The organism is Sessilibacter corallicola, from assembly GCF_021290925.1.
GTDB classification, from domain to species: Bacteria; Pseudomonadota; Gammaproteobacteria; order Pseudomonadales; family Cellvibrionaceae; genus Sessilibacter; species Sessilibacter corallicola.
In genome coordinates this window covers 857,395-882,125 of sequence record NZ_JAJSLX010000001.1, presented here as the reverse complement: position 1 = coordinate 882,125, position 24,731 = coordinate 857,395, and the positions used below count along the sequence as shown (strand labels likewise).

34 protein-coding genes are annotated in these 24,731 nt (G+C 44.0%); 31 read left to right on the top strand and 3 right to left on the bottom strand.

Features of this window, described 5'->3' with window-relative positions; all coding sequences use genetic code 11:
* Positions 1-399 precede the first annotated feature (399 nt).
* From rpsJ to LU361_RS03540, 29 genes are all read left to right on the top strand, one after another.
* Positions 400-711 carry a 30S ribosomal protein S10 gene (rpsJ, locus tag LU361_RS03680; protein WP_007644456.1) on the top strand — a complete coding sequence of 104 codons (312 nt, stop codon included), beginning with the start codon at positions 400-402 and terminating at the stop codon, positions 709-711.
* 145 nt (positions 712-856) lie between these two features.
* Positions 857-1,495, top strand: a complete 639-nt coding sequence (gene rplC / locus LU361_RS03675) for a 50S ribosomal protein L3 (protein ID WP_233086963.1) — start codon at positions 857-859, stop codon at positions 1,493-1,495.
* A gap of 14 nt (positions 1,496-1,509) precedes the next feature.
* Positions 1,510-2,124 (top strand): 50S ribosomal protein L4, encoded by a 615-nt coding sequence (rplD, locus tag LU361_RS03670; protein WP_233086962.1) that lies wholly within the window; start codon positions 1,510-1,512, stop codon positions 2,122-2,124.
* Positions 2,121-2,420, top strand: coding sequence for a 50S ribosomal protein L23 (gene rplW / locus LU361_RS03665; RefSeq protein ID WP_233086961.1), 300 nt, complete (start codon positions 2,121-2,123; stop codon positions 2,418-2,420). The genes rplD and rplW overlap by 4 nt, the downstream gene beginning before the upstream one ends.
* A gap of 13 nt (positions 2,421-2,433) precedes the next feature.
* The gene (rplB, locus tag LU361_RS03660; RefSeq protein ID WP_233086960.1) at positions 2,434-3,261 is read left to right on the top strand and encodes a 50S ribosomal protein L2; all 828 of its coding nucleotides are present in this window, start codon (positions 2,434-2,436) and stop codon (positions 3,259-3,261) included.
* A gap of 32 nt (positions 3,262-3,293) precedes the next feature.
* On the top strand, positions 3,294-3,572 hold the full coding sequence (rpsS, locus tag LU361_RS03655) for a 30S ribosomal protein S19 (RefSeq protein ID WP_233086959.1): 279 nt from the start codon (positions 3,294-3,296) through the stop codon (positions 3,570-3,572).
* Between the two features lie 15 nt (positions 3,573-3,587).
* Positions 3,588-3,920: a 50S ribosomal protein L22 gene (gene rplV / locus LU361_RS03650; RefSeq protein ID WP_233086958.1), complete on the top strand. Its 333-nt coding sequence runs from the start codon at positions 3,588-3,590 to the stop codon at positions 3,918-3,920.
* Between the two features lie 12 nt (positions 3,921-3,932).
* Positions 3,933-4,610 carry a 30S ribosomal protein S3 gene (rpsC, locus tag LU361_RS03645; RefSeq protein ID WP_233086957.1) on the top strand — a complete coding sequence of 226 codons (678 nt, stop codon included), beginning with the start codon at positions 3,933-3,935 and terminating at the stop codon, positions 4,608-4,610.
* A gap of 13 nt (positions 4,611-4,623) precedes the next feature.
* Positions 4,624-5,037 carry a 50S ribosomal protein L16 gene (gene rplP, locus LU361_RS03640; protein ID WP_233086956.1) on the top strand — a complete coding sequence of 138 codons (414 nt, stop codon included), beginning with the start codon at positions 4,624-4,626 and terminating at the stop codon, positions 5,035-5,037.
* Positions 5,037-5,228, top strand: coding sequence for a 50S ribosomal protein L29 (rpmC, locus tag LU361_RS03635; protein ID WP_233086955.1), 192 nt, complete (start codon positions 5,037-5,039; stop codon positions 5,226-5,228). The genes rplP and rpmC overlap by 1 nt, the downstream gene beginning before the upstream one ends.
* Positions 5,228-5,494, top strand: coding sequence for a 30S ribosomal protein S17 (gene rpsQ, locus LU361_RS03630; RefSeq protein WP_233086954.1), 267 nt, complete (start codon positions 5,228-5,230; stop codon positions 5,492-5,494). Before rpmC ends, rpsQ begins: the two co-directional genes overlap by 1 nt.
* Before the next feature lie 34 nt (positions 5,495-5,528).
* The gene (rplN, locus tag LU361_RS03625; RefSeq protein WP_233086953.1) at positions 5,529-5,897 is read left to right on the top strand and encodes a 50S ribosomal protein L14; all 369 of its coding nucleotides are present in this window, start codon (positions 5,529-5,531) and stop codon (positions 5,895-5,897) included.
* A 45-nt stretch (positions 5,898-5,942) separates the two neighbouring features.
* Positions 5,943-6,260, top strand: a complete 318-nt coding sequence (rplX, locus tag LU361_RS03620) for a 50S ribosomal protein L24 (protein WP_233086952.1) — start codon at positions 5,943-5,945, stop codon at positions 6,258-6,260.
* Positions 6,261-6,276: 16 nt separating this feature from the next.
* Positions 6,277-6,816, top strand: coding sequence for a 50S ribosomal protein L5 (gene rplE / locus LU361_RS03615; RefSeq protein WP_233086951.1), 540 nt, complete (start codon positions 6,277-6,279; stop codon positions 6,814-6,816).
* Positions 6,817-6,825: 9 nt separating this feature from the next.
* A complete protein-coding gene (gene rpsN, locus LU361_RS03610; protein ID WP_233086950.1) occupies positions 6,826-7,131 on the top strand; it encodes a 30S ribosomal protein S14 in 306 nt (101 codons plus the stop codon).
* 22 nt (positions 7,132-7,153) lie between these two features.
* Positions 7,154-7,546 carry a 30S ribosomal protein S8 gene (gene rpsH / locus LU361_RS03605; protein ID WP_233086949.1) on the top strand — a complete coding sequence of 131 codons (393 nt, stop codon included), beginning with the start codon at positions 7,154-7,156 and terminating at the stop codon, positions 7,544-7,546.
* Between the two features lie 13 nt (positions 7,547-7,559).
* Positions 7,560-8,093 carry a 50S ribosomal protein L6 gene (rplF, locus tag LU361_RS03600; RefSeq protein WP_233086948.1) on the top strand — a complete coding sequence of 178 codons (534 nt, stop codon included), beginning with the start codon at positions 7,560-7,562 and terminating at the stop codon, positions 8,091-8,093.
* 9 nt (positions 8,094-8,102) lie between these two features.
* Complete coding sequence (gene rplR, locus LU361_RS03595; RefSeq protein WP_233086947.1) at positions 8,103-8,453, top strand: 50S ribosomal protein L18; 351 nt, start codon at positions 8,103-8,105, stop codon at positions 8,451-8,453.
* A gap of 11 nt (positions 8,454-8,464) precedes the next feature.
* Positions 8,465-8,992 (top strand): 30S ribosomal protein S5, encoded by a 528-nt coding sequence (gene rpsE / locus LU361_RS03590; protein ID WP_233086946.1) that lies wholly within the window; start codon positions 8,465-8,467, stop codon positions 8,990-8,992.
* 44 nt (positions 8,993-9,036) lie between these two features.
* Complete coding sequence (gene rpmD, locus LU361_RS03585) at positions 9,037-9,222, top strand: 50S ribosomal protein L30 (RefSeq protein WP_233086945.1); 186 nt, start codon at positions 9,037-9,039, stop codon at positions 9,220-9,222.
* Position 9,223: 1 nt separating this feature from the next.
* Complete coding sequence (gene rplO / locus LU361_RS03580; protein WP_233086944.1) at positions 9,224-9,658, top strand: 50S ribosomal protein L15; 435 nt, start codon at positions 9,224-9,226, stop codon at positions 9,656-9,658.
* Positions 9,659-9,710: 52 nt separating this feature from the next.
* Positions 9,711-11,045 carry a preprotein translocase subunit SecY gene (gene secY / locus LU361_RS03575; protein ID WP_233086943.1) on the top strand — a complete coding sequence of 445 codons (1,335 nt, stop codon included), beginning with the start codon at positions 9,711-9,713 and terminating at the stop codon, positions 11,043-11,045.
* Positions 11,046-11,064: 19 nt separating this feature from the next.
* Complete coding sequence (gene rpmJ / locus LU361_RS03570; protein WP_233086942.1) at positions 11,065-11,181, top strand: 50S ribosomal protein L36; 117 nt, start codon at positions 11,065-11,067, stop codon at positions 11,179-11,181.
* 313 nt (positions 11,182-11,494) lie between these two features.
* Entirely contained in the window at positions 11,495-11,851 is a 357-nt protein-coding gene (gene rpsM / locus LU361_RS03565; protein WP_233086941.1) for a 30S ribosomal protein S13, read from the top strand.
* 42 nt (positions 11,852-11,893) lie between these two features.
* Positions 11,894-12,286: a 30S ribosomal protein S11 gene (gene rpsK, locus LU361_RS03560; RefSeq protein ID WP_233086940.1), complete on the top strand. Its 393-nt coding sequence runs from the start codon at positions 11,894-11,896 to the stop codon at positions 12,284-12,286.
* Positions 12,287-12,301: 15 nt separating this feature from the next.
* The gene (gene rpsD, locus LU361_RS03555; protein WP_233086939.1) at positions 12,302-12,922 is read left to right on the top strand and encodes a 30S ribosomal protein S4; all 621 of its coding nucleotides are present in this window, start codon (positions 12,302-12,304) and stop codon (positions 12,920-12,922) included.
* A 27-nt stretch (positions 12,923-12,949) separates the two neighbouring features.
* The gene (locus tag LU361_RS03550) at positions 12,950-13,939 is read left to right on the top strand and encodes a DNA-directed RNA polymerase subunit alpha (protein WP_233086938.1); all 990 of its coding nucleotides are present in this window, start codon (positions 12,950-12,952) and stop codon (positions 13,937-13,939) included.
* A 76-nt stretch (positions 13,940-14,015) separates the two neighbouring features.
* Complete coding sequence (rplQ, locus tag LU361_RS03545; RefSeq protein ID WP_233086937.1) at positions 14,016-14,399, top strand: 50S ribosomal protein L17; 384 nt, start codon at positions 14,016-14,018, stop codon at positions 14,397-14,399.
* Positions 14,400-14,864: 465 nt separating this feature from the next.
* A complete protein-coding gene (locus tag LU361_RS03540) occupies positions 14,865-16,313 on the top strand; it encodes an undecaprenyl-phosphate glucose phosphotransferase (RefSeq protein ID WP_233086936.1) in 1,449 nt (482 codons plus the stop codon).
* A gap of 257 nt (positions 16,314-16,570) precedes the next feature.
* Here the strand turns inward: LU361_RS03540 and LU361_RS03535 are convergent, their stop codons facing one another.
* From LU361_RS03535 to rfbC, 3 genes are all read right to left on the bottom strand, one after another.
* A complete protein-coding gene (locus tag LU361_RS03535; RefSeq protein WP_233086935.1) occupies positions 16,571-18,136 on the bottom strand; it encodes a SulP family inorganic anion transporter in 1,566 nt (521 codons plus the stop codon).
* Between the two features lie 290 nt (positions 18,137-18,426).
* Entirely contained in the window at positions 18,427-19,314 is an 888-nt protein-coding gene (gene rfbD / locus LU361_RS03530) for a dTDP-4-dehydrorhamnose reductase (RefSeq protein WP_233086934.1), read from the bottom strand.
* Between the two features lie 28 nt (positions 19,315-19,342).
* The gene (gene rfbC / locus LU361_RS03525) at positions 19,343-19,888 is read right to left on the bottom strand and encodes a dTDP-4-dehydrorhamnose 3,5-epimerase (RefSeq protein ID WP_233086933.1); all 546 of its coding nucleotides are present in this window, start codon (positions 19,886-19,888) and stop codon (positions 19,343-19,345) included.
* Between the two features lie 261 nt (positions 19,889-20,149).
* Here rfbC and LU361_RS03520 point away from each other — a divergent pair, with 261 nt between their 5' ends.
* On the top strand, positions 20,150-21,556 hold the full coding sequence (locus LU361_RS03520) for a mannose-1-phosphate guanylyltransferase/mannose-6-phosphate isomerase (RefSeq protein ID WP_233086932.1): 1,407 nt from the start codon (positions 20,150-20,152) through the stop codon (positions 21,554-21,556).
* Positions 21,557-21,723: 167 nt separating this feature from the next.
* Positions 21,724-24,555, top strand: a complete 2,832-nt coding sequence (gene uvrA, locus LU361_RS03515) for an excinuclease ABC subunit UvrA (protein WP_233086931.1) — start codon at positions 21,724-21,726, stop codon at positions 24,553-24,555.
* Positions 24,556-24,731: the final 176 nt, after the last annotated feature.

Sequence of the window (24,731 nt, the reverse complement as noted above, 5' to 3'; positions counted from 1 at the left end):
AAAGGATTTGCTCACACAGTCTAGATGATATCTGTGCAAGTTGTGCGACATACTACTTTGAATTTGTTTAATAATAAACGCGAAGGTAGGAGTTAACTTGTATTAATAGTCACTAATAATACAATTTTTAAGACTCTTTTACTTTTGAAAAGCATCCTTGCTGTTATGTAAATAATCGTTAGCTGACCTGCGCTGTATTTCGGTGGCCGGAGCCGGCGAAGAGTGAATTGGCATTATTAAAAAATACGCATCGAAAATTTGGCCTGTGATGTAAGCTATCTGGATAAAAAGTGTTTGACAGGCCAATTCTTGGTCTATAGAATTGCGCCTCCTTTTTGGCCTGCACGGTCAATTGGGTCCTAACGGAAAAGTTCTTTAAGTTTTTTGGAGTTTGGTTCAATGCAGAATCAGCGTATTCGTATTCGCCTAAAGGCGTTTGATCATAAATTGATTGATGCCTCTACCCAAGAGATTGTAGAGACAGCAAAACGTACAGGTGCGCAGGTTCGCGGTCCAATTCCGCTGCCAACTCGCAAAGAGCGTTTTACTGTTTTGATCTCGCCTCACGTTAACAAAGACGCGCGTGATCAATATGAAATTCGTACACACAAGCGCTTGTTGGATATTGTTGAACCTACTGAGAAGACCGTTGATGCGCTCATGAAGCTAGATCTAGCTGCTGGCGTTGAAGTTCAAATCAGTCTTGGTTAATAACTCCATCCTTCTATCGTGTTCGAATTTCGAAAACTGGTAGAAGGCTTACAAGTCGCCGAAATCCCAAGTTTTGGGTTTGTGTAACGCTCTGAAATGGGCGGCCATAGCGGGTAAAAGCCCCGTACACTGAGAGGTCTAAAAAATGACAATTGGTATTGTCGGCCGCAAAAGCGGCATGACCCGCATCTTTACCGATGAGGGTGTATCCATCCCTGTTACTGTGGTTGAGGTTGAACCAAACCGCGTAACTCAAGTTAAAAGTGTCGAAACTGATGGTTATAGCGCTGTTCAGGTTGCTATAGGTTCTCGTCGCGCATCCCGAGTCACTAAGCCTGCCGCTGGTCACTATGCGAAAGCAAACACCGAAGCTGGTAGTAAGTTAGTTGAACTTCGCAATAATTCCGAAGAAACCTTTGAAGTTGGTGCTGAGCTAACTTTAGAAGGCTTTGAAGCGGGCCAAAAAGTTGACGTAACTGGTAATTCTAAAGGTAAAGGTTTTGCCGGTGGCGTTAAACGTTGGAACTTCCGTACTCAAGACGCTACTCACGGTAACTCCCTATCTCACCGTGCTCCTGGTTCAATCGGTCAATGTCAAACTCCTGGTCGTGTTTTTAAAGGCAAAAAGATGGCTGGTCACATGGGTGCTGAGCAAAAAACTGTTCAGAACTTAGAAGTGGTTCGAGTGGACGGAGATCGTAACCTTTTATTAATAAAAGGTGCGGTACCAGGTGCTCCAGGCGGATATGTTGTTGTGCGTCCAGCAGTTAAAGTTCGCAACTAATTTCAGGGGGTCTCATGGAATTAACCATTGCAACACCAGAAGGTAGTGGCGGAACGGTAAATGTTTCTGACGCGACTTTTGGTAAAGAATTTAATCAAGATTTAGTGCATCAAGCAGTTGTTGCTTACTTGGCGGGTGCTCGTCAAGGTACTAAAGCTCAAAAAACTCGTTCAGAAGTGTCTGGTGGTGGTAAAAAGCCATTCCGTCAAAAAGGCACTGGCCGCGCTCGCGCTGGTACAATCCGCAGCCCAATTTGGCGCAGTGGTGGTACTACTTTCGCAGCTAAGCCACGTAACTACGAGCAAAAACTAAATAAGAAAATGTATCGCGGTGCATTGCGTTGCATTTTGTCTGAGCTAGCTCGTCAAGAGCGTTTGGTCGTTGTTGAGTCTTTCGACATTGAAGCACCAAAAACTAAAGCGCTTGTACAGAAACTTGCTCAGTTCGACTTAAATGACGTTTTGATCGTGACTGAAGAAGTTAATGAGTCTCTTTATTTGTCAGCTCGTAACCTTCATAAAGTAGACGTTTGTGATGTCAGCGGTGTTAACCCTGTATCACTCGTGCGTTGTGAAAAGGTTTTGATGACTGTAGCTGCACTTAAAAAGTTTGAGGAGGTGCTGGCATGAGTTTTCAAGAACGAATCTATAAAGTGATTCTAGCTCCGATTCAGTCTGAAAAATCAGCAATTGCTGTTGAGTTGAGCAACCAGTACGGCTTTAAAGTCATGGTTGATGCAACTAAAGAAGAAATCAAAGCTGCAATCGAAAAGTTGTACGAGGTTAATGTCGTTGGTGTTCAAACCTTGAATGTTAAAGGTAAGACCAAGCGTACCCGCCACGGTTTGGGTAAGCGCAACGACTGGAAAAAAGCCTACGTCCGTGTTCAGGAAGGTCAAGAAATTGATCTTCAAGTAGCAGAGTAAGGGAGACAGGTTAATGGCTATTGTAAAACGTAAACCTACCTCTCCGGGGCGTCGCTTCGTTGTTAGTGTAGTTAATCCAGATTTGCACAAAGGTGCTCCGCACGCTCCTCTATTGGAGAAAAAGTCAAAGTCTGGTGGCCGTAACAACAACGGTCGAATCACTACTCGTCACGTTGGTGGTGGTCATAAGCAACATTACCGCGTAATTGATTTCAAACGAAATAAAGACGGCATTCCTGCTACTGTTGAACGTATCGAATACGATCCAAACCGCAGCGCCTTTATTGCTCTAGTTTGTTTTGCCGATGGTGAGCGTCGTTACATTATCGCTCCAAAAGGTTTAGTTGCTGGCGACACTGTTGAATCCGGTGCTTCCGCTGCAATTAAAGCTGGCAACTGCTTGCCTCTTAGAAATGTTCCAGTCGGTTCAGTAGTTCACTGTGTTGAATTGAAGCCAGGTAAGGGTGCTCAAATAGCTCGCTCTGCCGGTACTTCTGTTCAATTAGTAGCGCGTGAAGGTAACTATGCAACGATTCGTTTGCGTAGTGGCGAAATGCGTCGTGTTTTATCTGACTGTCGAGCAACCATTGGTGAAGTTTCGAATAGTGAACACAACTTGCGTTCTTTAGGTAAGGCTGGTGCTTCTCGTTGGAGAGGTGTTCGTCCTACTGTTCGCGGTGTTGCTATGAACCCGGTTGATCACCCACACGGTGGTGGTGAAGGTCGTACCTCTGGTGGTCGTCACCCAGTGAGTCCTTGGGGTACCCCAACTAAGGGTTATAAAACTCGTACTAATAAACGTACCGATAAAATGATTGTTCGTCGTCGCGGCAAGAAGTAAGCGCGCGAATAACTAGCTAAGAGGAAGTAACAGTGCCACGTTCACTGAAAAAAGGTCCTTATATCGATCTTCATCTTATTAAGAAGGTTGAAGCTGCGATCGAAAAGAACGATCGGCGTCCAATTAAAACTTGGTCGCGTCGGTCAATGATTATGCCTGAAATGGTCGGTCTAACCATCGCTGTTCACAACGGTAAGCAACACGTTCCCGTTTTGATCAACGAAGAAATGGTTGGTCACAAGTTGGGCGAGTTTTCTGCAACTCGCAACTACCGCGGCCATGCGGCAGATAAAAAAGCCAAAAAACGTTAATTCGAGGGTTTTACGATGGAAGTAGCTGCAAAGTTAAGCGGTGCGCGTCTATCAGCGCAAAAAGCCCGTTTGGTCGCTGATCAAATTCGTGGAAAACACGTAGAAGAAGCGTTAGACATTCTGGCTTTTAGTAACAAAAAAGGCGCGGCCATTGTTAAGAAAGTATTGGAATCTGCGATTGCCAATGCCGAACACAATGAAGGCGCTGATGTTGATGAGCTCAAGGTCTCCACAATTTTTGTGGACGAAGGTATGACGATGAAACGCATCCGTCCTAGAGCAAAAGGGCGTGCGGATCGCATCCTTAAGCGTTCTTGTCACATCACTGTAAAAGTAGCCGAAATTTAAGAGACAGACGTTATGGGTCAGAAAGTACATCCGACAGGCATTCGTCTGGGCATTGTTAAGAAGCATACTTCTACTTGGTATGCTGGTAGCGATGCCTATGCAGACAAACTCTTCAACGATTTAAATGTTAGAGAATATCTGCAAAAAAGTTTAGCTCACGCTTCTGTAAGCCGTATTGAAATCGAGCGTCCAGCGAACACTGCTCGTGTGACTATTCACACAGCACGTCCTGGCATCGTAATCGGCAAGAAAGGCGAAGATGTTGAAAAACTTCGCAATGAGCTAACCAAAAAAATGGGCGTGCCGGTTCATATTAATATCGAAGAAATTCGTAAGCCTGATATCGATGCAACTCTGGTAGCACAAAGCGTAGCTTCACAGTTAGAGCGCCGTGTTATGTTCCGTCGTGCAATGAAGCGTGTTGTTCAAAACGCAATGCGTCAAGGTGCACAAGGTATCAAAGTTCAGGTTGGTGGTCGTTTGGGCGGTGCTGAAATTGCACGTTCTGAATGGTATCGCGAAGGTCGTGTACCTCTACACACCTTGCGTGCGGATATCGACTACGCAACAGCTGAAGCAGCGACTACCTACGGTATCATCGGTGTGAAGGTCTGGATTTTCAAAGGTGAGGTTATCGGCGATGTAGAACAAGCCGAAGAGCCAACCACTAAGAAAAAACGAACTAAGTAAGGAGTACGCATAAATGTTACAGCCAAAGCGTACCAAGTTCAGAAAGATGCAAAAAGGCCGTAATCGCGGTCTTGCTGAACGAGGTTCTAAAGTTAGCTTCGGTGAGTACGGCCTAAAAGCTACTGGTCGTGGACGCATTACAGCGCGTCAAATCGAAGCAGCTCGTAGAACAATGACTCGTCACATTAAGCGTGGCGGTAAAATTTGGATCCGTGTGTTTCCAGATAAACCAATTACCGAAAAGCCTTTGGAAGTACGTCAAGGTAAAGGTAAGGGTAACGTTGAGTATTGGATCTGTCAGATCCAGCCTGGAAAGGTGTTGTACGAGATGGAAGGTGTTAGCGAAGAATTAGCTCGTGAAGCATTCCAATTGGCAGCTGCGAAATTACCTGTAAGCACAACTTTTGTAAAACGGACGGTGATGTGATGAAAGTCCAAGAACTCCGTGGGAAATCAGTCGAAGAGCTTAACAAAGAGTTAGAAACTCAATTGGAATCTCAATTCCGTTTGCGTATGCAAGCTGAAACCAATCAATTGAATCAAACTCATTTGGTTAAACAAACCCGACGCGATATCGCTCGAATTAAGACAGTGCTTAACGAGAAGGCAGGTGAATAATGAGTCAGGCAGAAAATCAAGCTCGTACTGAGTCTGGCAAAGTTGTCAGCGACAAGATGGATAAAACCATCACCGTGCTTATTGAGCGCCGAGTTAAGCACCCTGTGTATGGCAAATACGTCAGTAAGTCTTCGAAAATCAAAGCACACGATGAAAATAACGAGTGTAAGCAGGGTGATGTAGTCACTATCGCCGAAACTCGCCCATTGTCAAAAACCAAGTCTTGGACTTTGGTGAAAATTGATGAGCGCGCTACCGTAATTTAATTCGGTAAGTGCCCTAAAGTTTCGGAGACGGACGATGATTCAAACTCAAAGTTATCTAGAAGTAGCTGACAACTCTGGTGCTCGTAGAGTTATGTGCATCAAAGTACTCGGCGGTTCACATCGCCGTTATGCTGCAGTTGGTGACATTATTAAAGTCACTGTGAAAGAAGCCATTCCGCGTGGCAAAGTTAAAAAAGGTCAAGTAATGAAGGCTGTTGTAGTGCGCACCAAAAAAGGTGTTCGCAGACAGGACGGTTCCTTGATCAAATTCGACGACAACGCGGCTGTATTACTCAATGCCAGTGAAGCACCTATCGGTACCCGTATTTTTGGCCCGGTAACTCGCGAACTGCGCAGTGAGAAATTCATGAAGATTATCTCTTTGGCGCCAGAGGTGCTGTAAGTTTTTAACTTACAGTATACCGGTCAAAGTTAAGAGGAAAGTCAAATGCGCAAGATCAAACGTGACGACGAAGTAATCGTCATCGCCGGTCGTGATAAAGGCAAGCGCGGTAAAGTGATCAAAGTATTAACTGATGATCGCCTATTGGTTTCTGGTATTCAGATGATTAAGAAGCACCAAAAACCAAACCCGCAAGCTGGTGTAGCTGGTGGCATTGTTGAGAAAGAAGCTCCGATTGCAGTATCAAACGTAGCAATTTACAACAATGCAACGAATAAGGCGGATCGTGTTGGATTCAAAGTTTTAGAAGACGGCAAAAAGATTCGTGTATTTAAATCCAACGGCGAAGCTGTCGACGCTTAAGTGAGTGGTAACAGAAATGGCTAATTTGAAAGCAGTCTATAAATCTGAAATCGCACCTAAGCTAAAAGAAGAGCTCGGCGTTGCGAATGTTATGGAAATTCCTCGCATTACCAAAATCACCGTGAACATGGGTGTTGGTGAAGCAGTAGGTGATAAAAAAGTTCTTGAGAACGCTGTTCGCGATCTTGAAGCTATCACCGGACAAAAAGTGGTTGTTACCAAAGCGCGTAAATCCATCGCAGGTTTCAAAATCCGTGACGGTTGGCCAATCGGCTGTAAAGTAACTTTACGTCAAGATCGTATGTATGAATTCTTGGAGCGATTAGTTTCAATCGCTATTCCACGTATTCGCGATTTTCGTGGTATCAGCCCAAAACAATTTGACGGTCGTGGAAACTTTTCCATGGGTGTTACAGAGCAAATTATCTTTCCTGAGATTGAGTACGACAAAGTCGACAAGCTCCGCGGCTTAGATATTTGTATAACCACAACGGCGCGCAACGACGACGAAGGTCGTGCGTTACTTAGAGCCTTTAACTTCCCACTAAAAGGTTAAGGTACTGTTATGGCTAAGAAATCTATGATCGCTCGCGACGTAAAACGCGCAAAAGCTGTTTCTAAATTTGCTGCGAAGCGTACGGAGTTGAAAGCAATTATCGCCAACCCAGAGTCTACTGAAGACCAAGTTTGGGAAGCGCAAATCAAATTGCAAAAAATGCCACGTGATGCGAGTGCTACCCGTATTCAACGTCGCTGTCGTGTTACCGGACGCCCTCACGCGGTTTACCGTAAATTTGGCTTGTGCCGAAACAAATTACGTGAAGCTGCCATGCGTGGTGACGTTCCTGGCCTAGTTAAGGCTAGCTGGTAAATAGAATTCAGGAGTAGATGTTATGAGCATGCAAGACCCGTTGTCAGATATGCTGACTCGCATCCGTAACGCTCAAATGGTTGGCAAAGCTACTGTAGAAATGCCTTCGTCGAAATTGAAAATTAGTGTAGCAAAAGTTCTTCTTGAAGAAGGCTACATTAGCGACGTAAGCGTTTCTGAAGAAAGCAAACCAACATTGAGTGTGGTTTTAAAATATTTTGAAGGTAAACCAGTCATTGCCGAGTTAGATCGTGTAAGTCGACCAGGTTTACGTAACTACGCTGGTAAGAGCGAACTACCATCCGTTCGTGGCGGTTTGGGTATCGCTATTGTTTCTACCAGTAAAGGTGTAATGACTGACCGTGCAGCCCGCGCAGCTGGTGTTGGCGGCGAAGTTCTTTGCACAGTATTCTAATTAGGATTTAGTCATGTCACGAGTTGCAAACAGTCCGGTTGAAATACCTGCCGGCGTGAAAGTGGATCTGAAAGATCAATCGCTTTCCGTAAAAGGCGGCAAAGGTACATTGGCTATTGATATTCATAAGAATGTCGAAGTATCGCAAGAAGAGAACGTATTGAAGTTCGCTGCTCGCGATAACGCCAAGCAGTCCAGAGCATTAGCGGGCACCATGCGTGCCCTAGTAAACAACATGGTATTTGGTGTAAGCCAAGGTTTTGAAAAGAAACTTGAGCTTATCGGTGTTGGTTACCGTACCAAAGCTTCTGGCAAAACTGTAAACCTGACGTTGGGATTCTCTCACCCTGTCGATTATCAATTGCCAGAAGGTGTTACGGCTGAAACCCCAAGTCAGACAGAAATTGTACTTAAGAGTGCAGATAAGCAATTGCTCGGTCAAGTAGCTTCCGAAATACGTGCCTATCGTCCGCCAGAGCCTTATAAAGGTAAGGGTGTGCGCTACTCTGATGAGTACGTACGTCGTAAAGAAGCTAAGAAGAAGTAGGGCATAGAAATGAACGTTAAAAAACAATCTCGTTTGCGTCGTGCTCGTCGCTCTCGCGCAAAGATCCGCGAGCTTGGAAGCACACGCTTAAGTGTGTTTCGTACTCCGCGTCATATTTACGCACAAATTATTGCTGCTGATGGTGCACAAGTTTTAGCTAGTGCATCAACCGTTGAAAAAGAGTTGCGAGAAAACAAAACTGGCAATGTCGACGCAGCTAGCGTTGTGGGTAAATTGATTGCAGAGCGAGCAAAAGCTGCTGGTATCACTGAAGTTGCTTTTGACCGTAGCGGTTACAAATATCACGGTCGAATTAAAGCGTTGGCTGATGCTGCCCGTGAAGCTGGTCTCGAATTCTAAAGGTTTGAAAAATGGCTAAAGATAAAAAAGACGAGCGCAATGGCGCACAGCAACAACAAGATGAAGGTTTACAAGAGAAGCTAGTCGAAGTAAACCGTGTTGCTAAAACAGTAAAAGGTGGTCGTATCTTCACTTTTACAGCATTAACTGTTGTTGGTGATGGAAACGGTAAAGTTGGTTTTGGTCGTGGTAAAGCTCGTGAAGTGCCTCAAGCAATTCAGAAGGCTATGGAAGCGGCGCGTCGTAACATGATCCAAGTTGATTTGGACGGTGATACCATTCAATACCCAACTAAAGGTCGCCACTCTGCATCAAAAGTTTACATGCAACCTGCATCTCAAGGTACTGGTGTTATCGCCGGTGGTGCGATGCGTGCTGTTCTTGAAATTGCTGGTGTACAGAACGTTTTGGCAAAATGTTACGGTTCAACTAACCCAGTTAATGTTGTTCGTGCAACGTTCAAAGCATTGCAACAAATGGCGTCTCCAGAGTCAGTAGCTGCTAAGCGTGGCAAAACTGTGGAAGAGATTACTGGCTAAAGGTTTATGAGCGGCCTCGAGCCGCTCGACTAGGTGGAATTACCATGGCTAATAAAACTGTTAAAGTGACTCAAGTAAAGAGCGGAGCTGGTCGTCTTAAAGCACACCAAGCTTGCCTTTTAGGTTTGGGTCTTCGTCGCATTGGTCACACTGTTGAAGTTGAGGATACTCCATCAACTCGCGGCATGATCAACAGGGTTAACTATCTGGTTAAGGTTGAAGGTGAGTAATATGAAATTAAATACTCTTAGCCCAGCACCTGGCCGGGTATCAAGTAAAAAGCGTGTTGGTCGCGGTATCGGTAGTGGTGTTGGTAAAACCGGTGGTCGTGGTCATAAAGGTTTGAAGTCTCGCTCGGGTGGCTCGGTTAAGCCGGGTTTCGAGGGTGGTCAAATGCCTTTGCAGAAGCGTCTTCCAAAATTCGGTTTTACTTCTCGTATTGGACGCGTAACTGCAGAAATTCGCTTATCAGAATTGAACAAAGTAGATGCTGATGTGATCGATATAGAAGCGTTGGCCAAAGCGGGCTTAGTAACTTCTATTATCAAGCGAGCTAAAGTATTTTTATCTGGCGAAATTAATAAAGCGGTAACTTTGAAAGGTATTAGTGCTACTAAAGGCGCTAAGGCTGCAATCGAAGCTGCTGGCGGCAAGATAGAAGACTAATCCCGTAGCCATACGCTTTTAGCGTTCGGTATTTAAATATTTGGGGGAACCAATGGCAAACGCGGGTGGCTTACCATTTGGAGACCAAAAGGGCCTGTCGGAATTATGGGCCCGTCTGAGGTTTCTATTTTTAGCAATTATTGTCTATAGAATTGGGACTCACATCCCAGTGCCAGGAATTGATCCAGATCGTGTTTCTGATCTGTTCAATCAAAACCAAGGCACTATTCTTGGGCTGTTTAATATGTTTTCCGGCGGTGCACTTGAGCGTATGAGTATTCTTGCGCTTGGGATTATGCCGTATATCTCTGCCTCTATTATTATGCAGTTGATGTCGGCAGTTACCCCTTCTTTAGAGCAGTTGAAAAAAGAAGGTGATGCTGGTCGAAGAAAAATTAGTCAATATACACGTTACTTAACAGTTATTTTGGCAACAATTCAGGCGATTGGGATGTCAGTCGGTCTAGCGCAAGGTTTCGCTTATTCCGCAGACTTCAGTTTCTATTTCGTCGCTGTTGTTTCTCTGGTAACTGGTGCGGTGTTCATGATGTGGCTTGGTGAGCAAGTGACAGAACGCGGTATCGGAAACGGTATATCAATGCTTATTTTTGCCGGTATTGTTGCTGGTATCCCAGCGGCAGTTGGTCAAGCAGCTGAGTCATCTCGTCAAGGTGATTTAAGTATTTTCGCTTTGTTGATTGTTTGTTTTATCGCAATTGCAGTTGTTTGGTTTGTGGTTCGTATGGAGCGCGGCCAACGCAGAATTACGGTAAACTATGCCAAACAGCAACGAGGTAAAAAGGTATTTGCGGCTCAAAGCAGTCACCTTCCGTTGAAGGTAAATATGGCCGGTGTTATTCCTGCTATCTTTGCGAGTACTATTTTGCTTTTCCCTGCAACAATTGCTCAATGGTTTGGTAACAGTACCGAAGGTACAAGCTCAGACTTTTTGCAAGAATTTGCTTTATTGATTGGTCCCGGTCAGCCACTGAACCTTATCTTGTTTGTGGCGATGATTGTGTTCTTCTGTTTCTTCTATACGGCTCTTATGTTTAATCCGAAAGAAGTTGCAGATAACCTGAAAAAATCAGGAGCTTATGTTCCCGGTATCCGACCTGGTGACCATACAGCTAAATATATCGATAAAGTGTTAACTCGATTAACACTTGTGGGTGCGATTTATATTGCAGCGGTATGTTTATTACCTCAGTTCTTAATATTGGCAACAGATGTACCTTTCTATCTTGGTGGTACTTCACTATTGATTGCAGTAGTTGTGGTAATGGACTTTATGGCTCAAGTGCAATCTCATTTGATGTCAAGCCAATATGATTCGCTGATGAAGAAATCAAATTTAAAAGGTTATGGCAGCGGCATGGCTCGCTGATCAGTATTGAGGTTGTATTATGAAAGTTAGAGCTTCCGTTAAAAAGATGTGTCGTAATTGCAAAATGATTCGTCGTAATGGTGTATTACGAGTTATTTGCAGTGCAGAACCACGTCATAAGCAACGTCAAGGCTAGACCTGAAACGTTTCGATAGTAAACGCGCGGCATATGCTGCGCGTTTACTTATTGAAGAGGGGTATTAACTGTCGTCTGAATGAGAAATCATCAGGCTATTGATTTTTTGTAGTTAGATAGGTATCCTTGCGCACCTTTTTTAGGCGGTGATGTAGATCATTTTAGGTTTCTGAATCACTTGCAAGTGGTTTCGAATCCTTGTTCTGACTCGGTTCGAGTTTCATTTAATGAACATATAAATGAATAGCACTACAGTTGGGTGCCTATTAACTGCTGTTAATACCGAAATTTAATATCTTGTGGAGTAACTTGAATGGCTCGTATTGCTGGTGTCAATATACCAGATCATAAACATGCCGTTATTTCTCTTACTTACGTTTACGGCGTTGGTAAGACTACCGCAAAGCAAATTTGTGCAGCAACTGGTATTGCTGAAAGCACAAAGATTGGTGATCTATCTGAATCTCAGATGGATGCGGTGCGTGAAGAAGTGGCGAAATTGACTGTAGAAGGTGATCTTCGACGTGAAGTCTCAATGAACATCAAGCGTTTGATGGACTTGGGTTGTTTCCGTGGAATCAGGCACCGTCGTAACCTTCCGTTACGTGGTCAAAGAACCAAAACGAATGCGAGAACCCGTAAAGGTCCGCGTAAACCCATCAAGAAATAATACTAATTAAATTTAGTATTCAACCGAACGAAGGAAAATTGCATGGCAAAGCCAAGTAATAAAACCACTCGTAAAAAAGTGAAAAAGACGGTTGTTGATGGCGTTGCACATATTCACGCGTCGTTTAACAACACAATTGTTACCATTACCGATCGTCAAGGTAATACTCTAAGCTGGGCTACTGCAGGTGGTTCTGGTTTCCGTGGCTCTCGTAAGAGTACTCCATTCGCTGCGCAGGTTGCTGCAGAGCGTGCTGGTGAAGCTGCTAAAGAGTATGGCTTGAAAAACGTAGACGTTGAAGTTAAAGGCCCTGGCCCTGGTCGTGAATCAGCGGTTCGTGCACTTAATAATGTTGGTTTTAAAGTAACTAACATTACCGATGTGACGCCAATTCCTCACAACGGCTGTCGTCCACCTAAAAAGCGTCGCGTATAAGGGGGATTATAGAAGATGGCACGTTATATTGGTCCAAAATGTAAACTGGCTCGCCGTGAAGGAACTGACCTGTTCCTTAAAAGTGGCGCTCGCCCATTAGATTCTAAATGTAAGCTTGAAACCACTCCTGGTCAGCACGGCGGTCGTCGCGGTCGTTTGTCTGATTACGGTGTTCAGCTACGTGAAAAGCAAAAAGTTCGTAGAATTTACGGTTTGTTAGAAAAGCAATTCCGTTCTTACTACAAAGAAGCAGCACGTATTAAAGGTGCAACTGGTGAAAACCTGCTTCAATTACTAGAGTGTCGTTTAGATAACGTTGTTTATCGCATGGGCTTTGGCTCGACACGCTCTGAGTCTCGTCAATTAGTTTCTCATAAATCTATTTTGGTTAATGGTGCAGTGGTTAACATTCCATCTTACCAAATCAAAGTAGGTGACGTTGTCGCTGTGCGTGATCGTGCGAAAAATCAATTGCGTATCACTAACGCTTTAGAGTTATCTCGTCAACGCGCTGATGTTGAATGGGTCGACGTTAATTCTGAAAAGAAAGAAGGCACATTTAAGCGTAAGCCTGATCGTAGCGATTTACCTGCTGAGATCAACGAGAATCTAATCGTGGAGCTTTACTCGAAGTAAGGTATCAACCACTTATAAGGTACGACTATGCAGAGTGCTGTTAGCGAATTTTTAACTCCAAAAACAATCGACGTAAGTGATCTTAGTACAAATCACGCTAAAGTGGTGCTTGAGCCTCTTGAGCGTGGTTTTGGCCATACTCTAGGAAACGCATTGCGCCGTATTTTGCTTTCATCCATGCCTGGATGCGCAATCATTGAGGCTGAAATTTCTGGTGTACTCCACGAATACAGCGCCATTGAAGGTGTTCAAGAGGATGTAATCGAAATTCTTTTGAACCTTAAAGGCGTTGCAGTCGTGATGCATGGTAAGGATCAAGCAACTTTAAGTTTGACTAAACGCGGTCCTGGTGTGGTTACTGCGGGAGACATCCAGGTTGATCATGAAGTTGAAATTATCAATCCTGAGCATGTAATCGCTACTATTACCGGTGATGTTGACTTAAATATGAAACTCACTGTAGCACGTGGTCGAGGCTACCAGCCTGCTGACGCTCGTGTTAACGACGAAGAAGAAACCCGTGCGATTGGCCGTTTACAACTTGACGCAACTTACAGCCCAGTTAAGCGTTTAGCTTACAGTGTTGAAAGTGCTCGTGTTGAGCAACGTACGGATTTGGATCGCCTTGTGCTTGATTTAGAAACAGACGGCACAATTGATCCAGAAGAAGCTATTCGTCGAGCTGCAACTATTCTTCAACAGCAACTTGCTGTGTTTGTTGACCTTGAAGGTGAGAAGCAATCTGAGCCTGAAGAGAAACAAGAAGAAGTTGATCCAGTGCTGTTACGCCCTGTAGATGATCTTGAGCTTACTGTTCGTTCTGCGAACTGCCTAAAAGCCGAAAATATCTACTACATTGGTGATTTGATTCAGCGTACTGAGGTTGAGCTTTTGAAAACCCCTAATTTGGGTAAAAAGTCTCTTACAGAAATTAAAGACATATTGGCGACTCGTGGATTGTCATTAGGTATGCGTTTAGAGAATTGGCCACCGGCTAGTTTACGTAACGACGACTAACACGAGCAGGGACGAATCGTCCCTCGCTGATTAAACTCATTGCTGTGATAGCAATACACTTATAGGATTTAGAGTCATGCGTCATCGTAAAAGTGGCCGTAAACTGAATCGAAACAGTTCACATCGTAAAGCGATGTTCAGCAATATGGCAGCATCTCTTGTTGAGCACGAGTTGATTAAAACAACTTTGCCAAAAGCAAAAGAATTGCGTCGTGTTGCAGAACCTTTGATTACACTTGCTAAGAAAGACAGCGTTGCTAATCGCCGTCTAGCTTTTTCGCGAGTTCGTAATGATGCAGTTGTTGGTAAATTATTCACCGAAATCGGTCCTCGATATCAAGACCGTCCAGGTGGTTACATTCGAATTTTGAAATGTGGCTTCCGTACAGGTGATAAAGCACCAATGGCTTATGTGGAACTGGTTGATCGTCCAGTAGAAGCGGAAGCTGTTGAAGAATAAGATCTGACTTATTCTTCTCGCCTAATTGTAAAACACCGAGCGTATGCTCGGTGTTTTACGTTTGAGGTATATGAATGAAACTTAATTTTAGTATTATTCACTTATGGATACTCAAAAAGCGTACTTAGGACATTTGTAAGTAATAAGGAAGTTCGTTTATCCAGCTGTTTGTCCGTTCGTCCTATATTATGGTCTGATGATTTATTTTAGACCCTCCATAAGTTACAACTCTGTTGAATTGGTCTAGCTCAGTTTGTATAGTTGTTTCTGTGAAGTACATTCCAAATTCAATGTTGTAAGGTAATGTTTAAGAGAACGTAAAAGTTTTTATGTGATGTAGTTAGCACTTACTATGTTTGCTAATATTCACTCTATGAAATTGGAAATTCAAAGTAAGTATCAGTGATATCTAGGCCTGTTTGACCATCCTGTACAAGAAATACTTTGCTAGGGAGAGGGTTCACCATGGAATTACAATCCAAAGGAGTGGTTAAGCCGCACAGCTCCTTGTTTGCTTTACTCGCACGTGTCGTCGACTGTGCACTCGTTATTACCGGTGTGGTAATTACCGCATTCCTATCACTTGAATCACTACCACAAGCTTATTTAATTGCTGCACTAGGGGCTGTAATTTGTTTGCAGTTTTCCGCTGAGTTTGCAGAAATTTATAGGTCTTGGCGTTCTGAAACCATGTGGGCAGAGGCCAAACAAGTTACTTTTTGTTGGCTGGCGAGTTTCGTTTTTATTCTGGCTATAGGAAGCATTACCAACCTCGGAGAAAGTTTGTTTGCGTGGCCGCAGTTTTCTCTGTGGTTCATCATTACACTTGCCTTATTACTTGGTTGGCGGGTTTCTGCAAGGGTATTGCTGCAAAAGCTTCGTGATAATGGCTACAACACTCGCAGCGTAGCAATTGTTGGAAGCGGAGAGCTGGCCTTAGAAGTCGCGCACAGATTACAAAAATGTACCTGGGGCGGTTATGTTATTCGTGGTTTTTACGATGACCGTCAAAACCCTTCAAGTGAGCCGCTAGAGCCAAACCAAACTTGCAGAAGTGATTCAGGAGCGAAAAACTGTCCTTTAGCGGGCGATTTCTCCGATTTAATTTCCGAAGCTCGTGCAGGTAAAATTGACCAAGTTTATCTGACAATCCCAATGCGCGGCGAAGAGCGTATCCAGTGGATTATCAAGAGATTAGCAACGTCTGCAACGTCTGTTTATATCATCCCTGATGTATTTATGTTCGATCTCTTACACGCTCGAACTGTGAATCTAAACGGTATTCCTGCCATAGGTATCGTCGGTGAGCCAAACCGGGGAACAATGTCCATGTTGAAACGCATGGAGGATATTGTTTTGGCGCTGATTATATTGGCTTTGATCAGTGGTCCTATGCTGTTAATCGCTGCAGCCGTAAAACTAACTTCCAAAGGACCTATCTTCTTCAGACAGACCCGTTATGGTTTGGACGGTCGTCCGTTTAAGATGTGGAAGTTTCGATCGATGACAGTGTGCGAAGACAATACTGCAGAAATCAAACAGGCTCAGAAGAACGATACTCGGATTACGAAGCTCGGTGGGTTTTTGAGAAGAACATCATTGGATGAGTTACCGCAATTCCTGAATGTTCTTGAGGGGACCATGTCAATTGTCGGCCCTAGGCCGCACGCCGTTGCTCACAATGAGCTATACAGAGAGCAAATTTCGGGTTACATGTTGCGTCATAAGATCAAACCAGGCATTACTGGTTGGGCGCAGGTGAATGGTGCTCGTGGAGAAACTGATACGTTGGATAAGATGGAACGTCGAGTTGAGTTCGATCTTCAGTATATTCGTAACTGGTCGGTAGCCTGGGATTTAAAAATTATCTTTATGACTGTTTTTAAAGGCTTCACTGGTAAAAATGCTTACTAGACGTAAGTCCAACAGATAAATAAAAAGGCGCTAATAGCGCCTTTTTTTGTGGCTTTGAGTTGATTTGTTAACGTACTTTAGGAAGTTTGAAGAGAAATTGTGTGTCTCTAGTTTTTCTTCAGTAGAAATATCTGCCAGGGTTTTATGGATGATATGAGATTCTAGGAGAGGTTATAGCGCGGGTATAAAAGAGGTTTTAGAATACTTTTGTTTGGTAGCACTGCCTGAGCCGCGTTGAACTCAGGCAGTTTCCTTTATTAGGCGAGCTTGTCGGAAGCAACGTGGTAAGTTGGATCTTCAAGTACATTAATTTCACAAAGATCGCCGGCCTTTTCGAGCAGCTCTCGACATTCAGGGCTAAGATGCCTTAAGTGTAGGTTTTTGCCTGCTGCTTGGTATTTTTCTGCGATCGTATCTAGAGCATCAATTCCTGAGTGATCACTGACTCGGGATCTACGGAATTCAATAATGACCTCTTTCGGGTCGTTTTCAATATCGAATATATCTTTAAAGTTACTCACAGAGCCAAAAAACACCGGGCCTCTTAAATCGTAGATTTTTCTGCCTTCGTTATCAAAGCTAACGTCCGCGTATATGTGTTGCGCGTGTTTCCAGGCAAACACCAATGCTGAAACAATAACACCGACTATCACCGCAATCGCAAGGTCAAACGCCACAGTAATACCTGACACCAAAATGATAACGAATGCATCTGTAATTGGGATTTTGCGAATAATTCGCAAGCTTGACCATTCGAATGTGCCAAGAACCACCATAAACATAACCCCTACTAGAGCTGCTAATGGAATCATTTCAATCAACGGTGCTGCGAATAGAATAAAGCCTAAAAGCACTAAGGCCGCGGTAATACCCGATAATCGGCCTCTACCGCCATTGTTTATGTTGATCATACTCTGACCAATCATGGCGCAACCACCCATGCCACCGAATACACCATTGACTGAGTTTGCTAAACCTTGACCAATACATTCTTTGTTGCCGCGTCCTCGTGTATTGGTAAGTTCGTCTATGAGCGATAATGTCAGCAGAGATTCAATCAAACCGACTGCCGCGATGATTGCTGAGTAAGGAAGGATGATCCAAAGGGTTTCTAAGGTAAATGGAACCAGAGGGATGGCAAAGCTCGGTAGTGTGCCTTGCAGTGAAGCGCTTGCAGCTTCTGATTCAGGTAGCTTGTCGGCCACAAAATCGATAACCGAGCGAGCAGGTAAATCGAGTAAAACCACGGCTAGGGTAACGCTCACAATTGCTACTAGGCCTGCAGGTACTGCTTTGGTGAACTTAGGTAGAAATTGCATGATCAGCATGGTGGCAACAATCAGTGTGCCCATCACCAATAATTCTTCACCTTGCAGATAATTCCATACTCCTTCGGTCACTTCGTATTCAAATAAACCCAATTGAGAGAGGAAAATCACGATAGCCAGCCCGTTTACAAACCCTAACATAACGGGATGGGGCACAATTCGAATAAATTTTCCGAGCTTTAAAACACCCGCAAGGATTTGCAGCACCCCAGCTAAAAAGACCGCTGCGAATAAGTATTGCGCACCATGGGCAAGTACTAAGGACACCATGACGACCGCAGTTGCACCAGTAGCGCCAGAAATCATTCCAGGGCGACCACCGAAAATTGACGTTACCAGTCCCATCATGAAAGCGGCATAAAGACCGACCATGGGTTCTAGGCCTGCAATAAATGCGAAAGCCACAGCTTCAGGAACTAGGGCAAGAGCAACAGTAATTCCCGATAGAATATCGTTTTTAACGTTTGTAGGACGTTGATCTAAGAGGTTAAACATCTTTTCCTCTAACAGGTAAGGAGGGCAAATTTTAAAGGGCGCTCATGCTAGCAAAATGCCAACATGCTGTCTTGGTTGAATCTGAATTAAAAATGATCTTTCGAAGATGCGTTTGAAGTGATTATAGATAATGTTTAACAACAGGTTATTACGAAGGGATAGATCGAACCTATTGGCTTGTCTGGTTTTACCGATTGGAAAGAAACGTAGCGCTAGGTTCTTCGCCAACCAGTAAAACCGAACTCTTGGCTTTAGGAGAATTCCATAAGCATTGCCACAAGGGTATTTAATTATCCGTTTTCTGTTTGGAGGTAATCCAATAGTTTTTCTAATCCGAGTTGCCAATTAGGAAGTGTCATATTAAGTTCAGCTTCCAGTTTTCCGGTATCTAGAACAGAATAGAGCGGGCGCGGCGCGGGTGTAGGGTATTGCGATGTTGGTATTGGGTGAACATTCATCGCTTTGTCGATCAAGCCCTTGGCTTTAGCTTGTTCAAAAATGGCTTGTGCGAATTCACACCAAGTGGTTTCTCCCGCACTTGAACAATGGTATATCCCCCAATTGATGTCACCAGCTTGTATCTTTTTGATGGTCGCCAAAATAGCGGCAACGATATCACCCGTGTAGGTTGGTTTGCCTTTTTGATCTGCGACTACATTAAGTTCGTTTCTTGTTTCGGCTAGACGCAACATCGTTTTTACAAAGTTATTGCCGAATTCCCCAAATACCCAGCTGGTCCGTAAAATCACGTGTTTAGGGTTGTTGTCAGCAAGTGCCAAATCACCCGCTAATTTCGTTTTACCGTAGACGCTAAGAGGTGCAGTTGCTGCGGTTTCTACATAGGGTGCTTCGCTTTGCCCTGAATAAACATAGTCTGTGGATATATGTATGACAGGAATTGAGCGCTGACCCGTGGCTTTAGCGAGAGCTAACACTCCTAAGTGATTTACGGCGTCTGCCAACTCAGTTTCTTCCTCGGCTTTGTCTACTGCTGTGTAAGCACAACAATTGACAACGATATCGGGATTGTTTTCACAGATGGCTTTTTCTATGGATTGCGGATTCGAAAAATCGGCGTCGTCGCGGTCCATTGCAATGGTAGAATGACCTGCACTCGAGGCTTCATTGACTAAATGAGTTCCAAGTTGACCTTTTCCGCCAAACACTAATATTTTCATTGTAATCCTTGATGTTGAGTAAGATGAATTAGGAATGGCTAGGAAAAAGCTCTTTCAATGTGGGTAAAACAGCGTCTTTTTCAGAAAGACTGGGATTTTCGAGAGGCCAGTCGATAGCGACTGTTGGGTCGTTCCAAATTAACCCGCCTTCGTCGGATGGATCGTAGAAGTCGGTACACTTATATTCAAAGTCGGCGGTTTCACTCAGTACTGCAAAGCCGTGCGCGTAGCCTGGTGGAACCCAAAATTGAGCCTTATTTGTTTCGCTGAGAATAACACCTTCGTATTGGCCAAAGGTTGGGGAGCTTGGGTTAATGTCGACCGCTACATCGTAAACTTCACCGCGAACAACGCGTACTAATTTACCTTGAGGTTTTGTTTTTTGAAAATGAAGACCTCTTAGAACACCTTTGGTTGATCTTGAATGATTGTCTTGAACGAATGGAAGATCAATTCCGGCAAGTTCTCTGTAGCGTTCTTGCTGAAATGTTTCTAGAAAAAAGCCTCGATCATCGCCAAATACTTTAGGTTTTATAATCACGACACCGTCAAGTTTGGTTTTAATCACTTCCATGGATCTGCTCCCGCTAATGCGTAACGTAACAATTAATGAGTTAATGTATTTCTGGGGTGCAGTTTACGTTGCTTGAACTGTACCTGTCGAATGCCATCCTACTAGTAGGAGTTCGCTTTGGTTTGTAAACTGTTTAATATATAAGAACAATATATTTGTTTTAGTGACATTCAAGCGCCATTATTGGTTTTTACAGCGTTTCGGTGGTTTTAGTATTTTTTGGAAATACTAGCCAGACATCATTTATTAAGGAGTAAATACATGATACCCGTGGTTTTATCTGGTGGTTCAGGGACGAGGCTTTGGCCATATTCACGCTCTCAATATCCCAAGCAATTTCTACCGTTAACTTCTGATATGACCATGGTTCAAGAAACCGTAAGTCGACTTGATGGTATTGAGGAACTCGCACGACCTTGGGTAATTTGTAACGAAAATCATCGCTTTATGGTTGCCGAACAATTGCGAGCCTGTGGTCATACTCCAGCAGGCATTATTTTGGAGCCGGTCGGTCGCAATACTGCTCCTGCAATTGCTTTGGCAGCGTTGGCCCTGATTGCAAAAGGTGATGACTCAGTAATGCTGATATTACCGGCTGATCACGTCATTGAGCATGAGCAAGTTTTTCATCAGGCAATTGCAATTGCAGCTCAGCAGGCCGAAGCTGGAAAGCTTGTCACTTTCGGGGTTGTTCCGACTGCTCCAGAAACCGGTTATGGATACATTAAACGCAGTGATAGTGTTACTGAAAATGTTTTCGGTGTTCAGCAATTTGTTGAAAAGCCGGACGCAGAGGTTGCTCAACGTTATCTAGATTCTGGCGAGTATTACTGGAATAGCGGCATGTTTATGTTTAAGCCTACCCGTTATATTGAAGAGCTAGAAAAATTTAATCCTGAAATGCTCGCTGCGTGCAAGGCATCGCTCGATAACGCCAATATCGATTTGGATTTTACGCGAGTTAACAAAGAATCTTTTGAAGCCTGTCCAGAAGATTCAATTGATTATGCAGTGATGGAAAAAACCGATTCTGCGGTTGTTGTGCCTTTGGATGCAGGCTGGAGTGATGTTGGCTCTTGGTCAGCGCTTTGGGATGTGTCAGAAAAAGATGAGCACGGTAACACGTCAAAAGGTGATGTACTCATTCACGATAGCCGAAATTGTTACATTCAAGCCGATAAAAAATTAATCGCAACGGTTGGTGTTGATGACATGGTGATTGTCGATACCGATGATTCATTGATGGTGGCTAGCAAAGATAAAGTACAAGAAGTTAAATCGATTGTTAAATCGTTGAAGAGTCAATCTCGCTCGGAAGCAAAGGTTCACAGGAAAGTTTATCGTCCTTGGGGATACTACGACTCCATCGATTTTGGCGAGCGCTTCCAGGTTAAGCGTATCGTCGTTCGTCCCGGTGCTGAGCTTTCCTTGCAAATGCATCATCATAGGGCGGAGCATTGGATCGTTGTGTCAGGGACCGCTGCTGTCGTCAACGGTGACGATGAAATACTGCTGACCGAAAATCAATCCACATACATTCCAATTGGTCAGCGCCACCAACTAAAAAACCCCGGCAGTATTCCATTAGAGCTGATTGAAGTTCAGTCTGGAAGTTATCTCGGCGAGGATGACATTGTTCGATTTAAAGATATGTACGGCCGAGTGTAACTCGCTTTCCTTTCTTCGGGTGCACTCTGCACCCGATATCCCTTAACCTAATACCATCTCATTTACGTATTACAGGCGTAAGTATTAATAGATTAACACTCAAATCTTGCGGAACGTCGTATACTAGTCGTTTCGGCTAAAATCTACCGCAGTATGTAAGGAACTTCGTGGATACCATCATTGTTCGTGGCGCGAGAACCCACAACTTAAAAAATATCGATCTAGACCTTCCGAGAGATAAGCTAATCGTCATCACGGGTTTATCCGGATCGGGTAAATCATCGTTAGCGTTCGATACGCTTTACGCTGAGGGTCAACGGCGATACGTTGAATCACTTTCAACTTACGCCCGTCAATTCTTGTCGATGATGGAAAAGCCGGATGTCGATCATGTTGAAGGTCTCAGCCCGGCCATTTCTATTGAGCAGAAATCTACGTCCCATAACCCTCGCTCTACCGTTGGTACGATTACCGAAATCTATGATTACTTGCGATTGCTCTACGCTCGTGTGGGAGAGCCGCGATGCCCCATTCACGGAGAGCCCTTAACTGCACAAACCGTTAGCGAAATGGTCGACCAAGTGTTGTCCTTACCAGAAGGCAGCAAACTTATGCTGCTTGCGCCGGTTGTTCGCGATCGTAAAGGTGAGCATCTGCATGTGTTTGAGCAGCTTAAGCGCGAAGGTTACATTCGTGCTCGTATCGATGGCATTGTCGTCGATCTAGACGAAGCACCAAAATTAGATAAGCGTCGAAAACACAGTATTGATGTTGTTGTGGATCGTTTTAAAGTCCGTGGCGATTTGCAGCAACGATTGGCGGAATCTTTCGAAACCGCGTTAGTGTTGGGCGAGGGCTCCGTGCTTGTCGCCGACATGGATGAAGTTATTGAAGAAAAAACGTTTTCTGCAAAACACGCTTGCCCCATATGTGATTATGCACTTGCTGAGCTAGAACCTCGTCTCTTTTCTTTTAATAATCCCGCAGGCGCTTGCCCAAGCTGCGACGGTTTAGGGGTTAAGCAATATTTTGATGAAGAAAAAGTAATTCAATACGAAACCTCTTCTCTTTCTGAAGGTGCTATTCGAGGTTGGGATAAACGCAACGTTTATTATTTTCACATGCTCAACTCATTAGCCGAGCATTACGGTTTTGATGTTGATGTGCCATGGTCAAAATTAGCCAAAAAATACAAAAAGGTTATTTTGTACGGGTCGGGTAATCAGGAGATCGATTTCAGTTATGTCAACGACCGTGGTGATGTCATCTCAAGGACGCACACCTTTGAAGGTGTTATCCCCAATATGGAGCGCCGTTATCGAGATACTGAATCGAGTATGGTTCGTGAAGAGCTGGTTAAGTTTATGTCCAGCCAAAAATGTCCAGAGTGCGGTGGCGCCAGATTAAGACGAGACGCTCGAAATGTCTTTATCGACAATCGAACATTACCCGATATTACCGAGCTGCCCGTTGAAGAAGCTTTTGACTATTTCACAGATCTAAAATTTAGCGGTGCTCGGGAAAAAATTGCCGAAAAAATTCTTAAAGAGTTGCGCGAGCGATTACGTTTTTTGGTTGATGTTGGTTTAAATTATTTAACACTCAGCCGAAGTGCAGAGACACTCTCCGGTGGTGAAGCACAGCGAATTCGTTTGGCCAGTCAGATTGGTGCTGGCTTAGTGGGTGTTATGTATATTCTTGATGAGCCATCCATCGGTTTGCATCAGAGAGATAACGAACGTTTACTCAACACACTGAATCATTTGAGAGATTTGGGTAATACCGTTATTGTCGTTGAACACGACGAAGACGCCATTCGACTTGCGGACTACGTAGTTGATATTGGCCCTGGTGCAGGCGTTCACGGTGGGGAAATTGTTTCTCAGGGAACGCCCGCGCAAATCATGAGAGACAGCAAATCTGTTACGGGTAAATATTTATCCGGTAAAAAACAAATTGCGGTTCCCAAAAAACGCACACCCATTGACGATGAAAAATTTCTCACCATTACCGGAGCCAGCGGCAATAACTTAAATAATGTCGAATTAAATATTCCGATCGGGTTGATGACTTGTGTCACCGGTGTTTCTGGTTCGGGAAAATCTACGCTAATTAATGCGACTTTATACCCGTTAGCTGCTACGGAACTGAACAAGGCAACTACGCTTAAACCCGCTGCGTACGAATCTATCGACGGCTTGAACCATCTCGATAAATGCGTTGATATTGACCAAAGTCCTATCGGTAGAACCCCGCGTTCTAACCCGGCAACCTATACCGGTATCTTTACCCCCGTACGAGAATTGTTTGCCGGAACTCAAGAAGCCCGTTCACGTGGCTACAAAGCGGGGCGTTTCAGTTTTAACGTAAAAGGTGGGCGCTGTGAGGCTTGCCAAGGTGACGGTGTTGTTAAAGTAGAGATGCACTTTTTGCCAGATATTTACGTTCCGTGCGATGTTTGTCATGGCAAGCGGTACAACCGAGAAACGCTTGAGGTTAAATACAAAGGCAAAAGTATTCACGAAGTGTTGGAAATGACCGTTGAAGACGCACGTGAATTTTTTGATGCCATTCCTTCCATCGCTAAAAAACTACAAACATTAATGGATGTTGGCCTGAGTTATTTGCGTTTGGGCCAAGCGGCAACAACGTTATCAGGCGGTGAGGCGCAGCGAGTAAAATTAGCGCGTGAACTGTCTAAACGCGATACCGGAAAAACCTTATATATTTTGGACGAACCAACGACCGGCTTGCACTTCCAAGATATTGAGTTATTACTTTCTGTATTGCATAGATTACGTGACCACGGTAACACCGTTGTTGTAATTGAGCATAATCTTGATGTAATAAAAACGGCGGATTGGCTCGTTGATTTGGGACCTGAAGGTGGCAGCGGCGGTGGAGAAATTATCGCCGAAGGAACGCCAGAGCAAGTCGCTAAATTAAAACACTCACACACCGGGCGTTTTCTTAAGCCTATGCTTGCAAAAGCCAAGTAATTTAAAGAAAGCCGAAACTTAAATGTTGTTTCGGCTTTTCTTCTTGTCTAAATATATTTCCCGTCTTTTTTTATTTTTATTCATAGCGCAGTTTTTCTGAATTTATAATTCTTTATCTTTCAGCCTTTCAATTTAATCATTAGTTTCTTTTTAATATTTATAATTAATTAGTACGA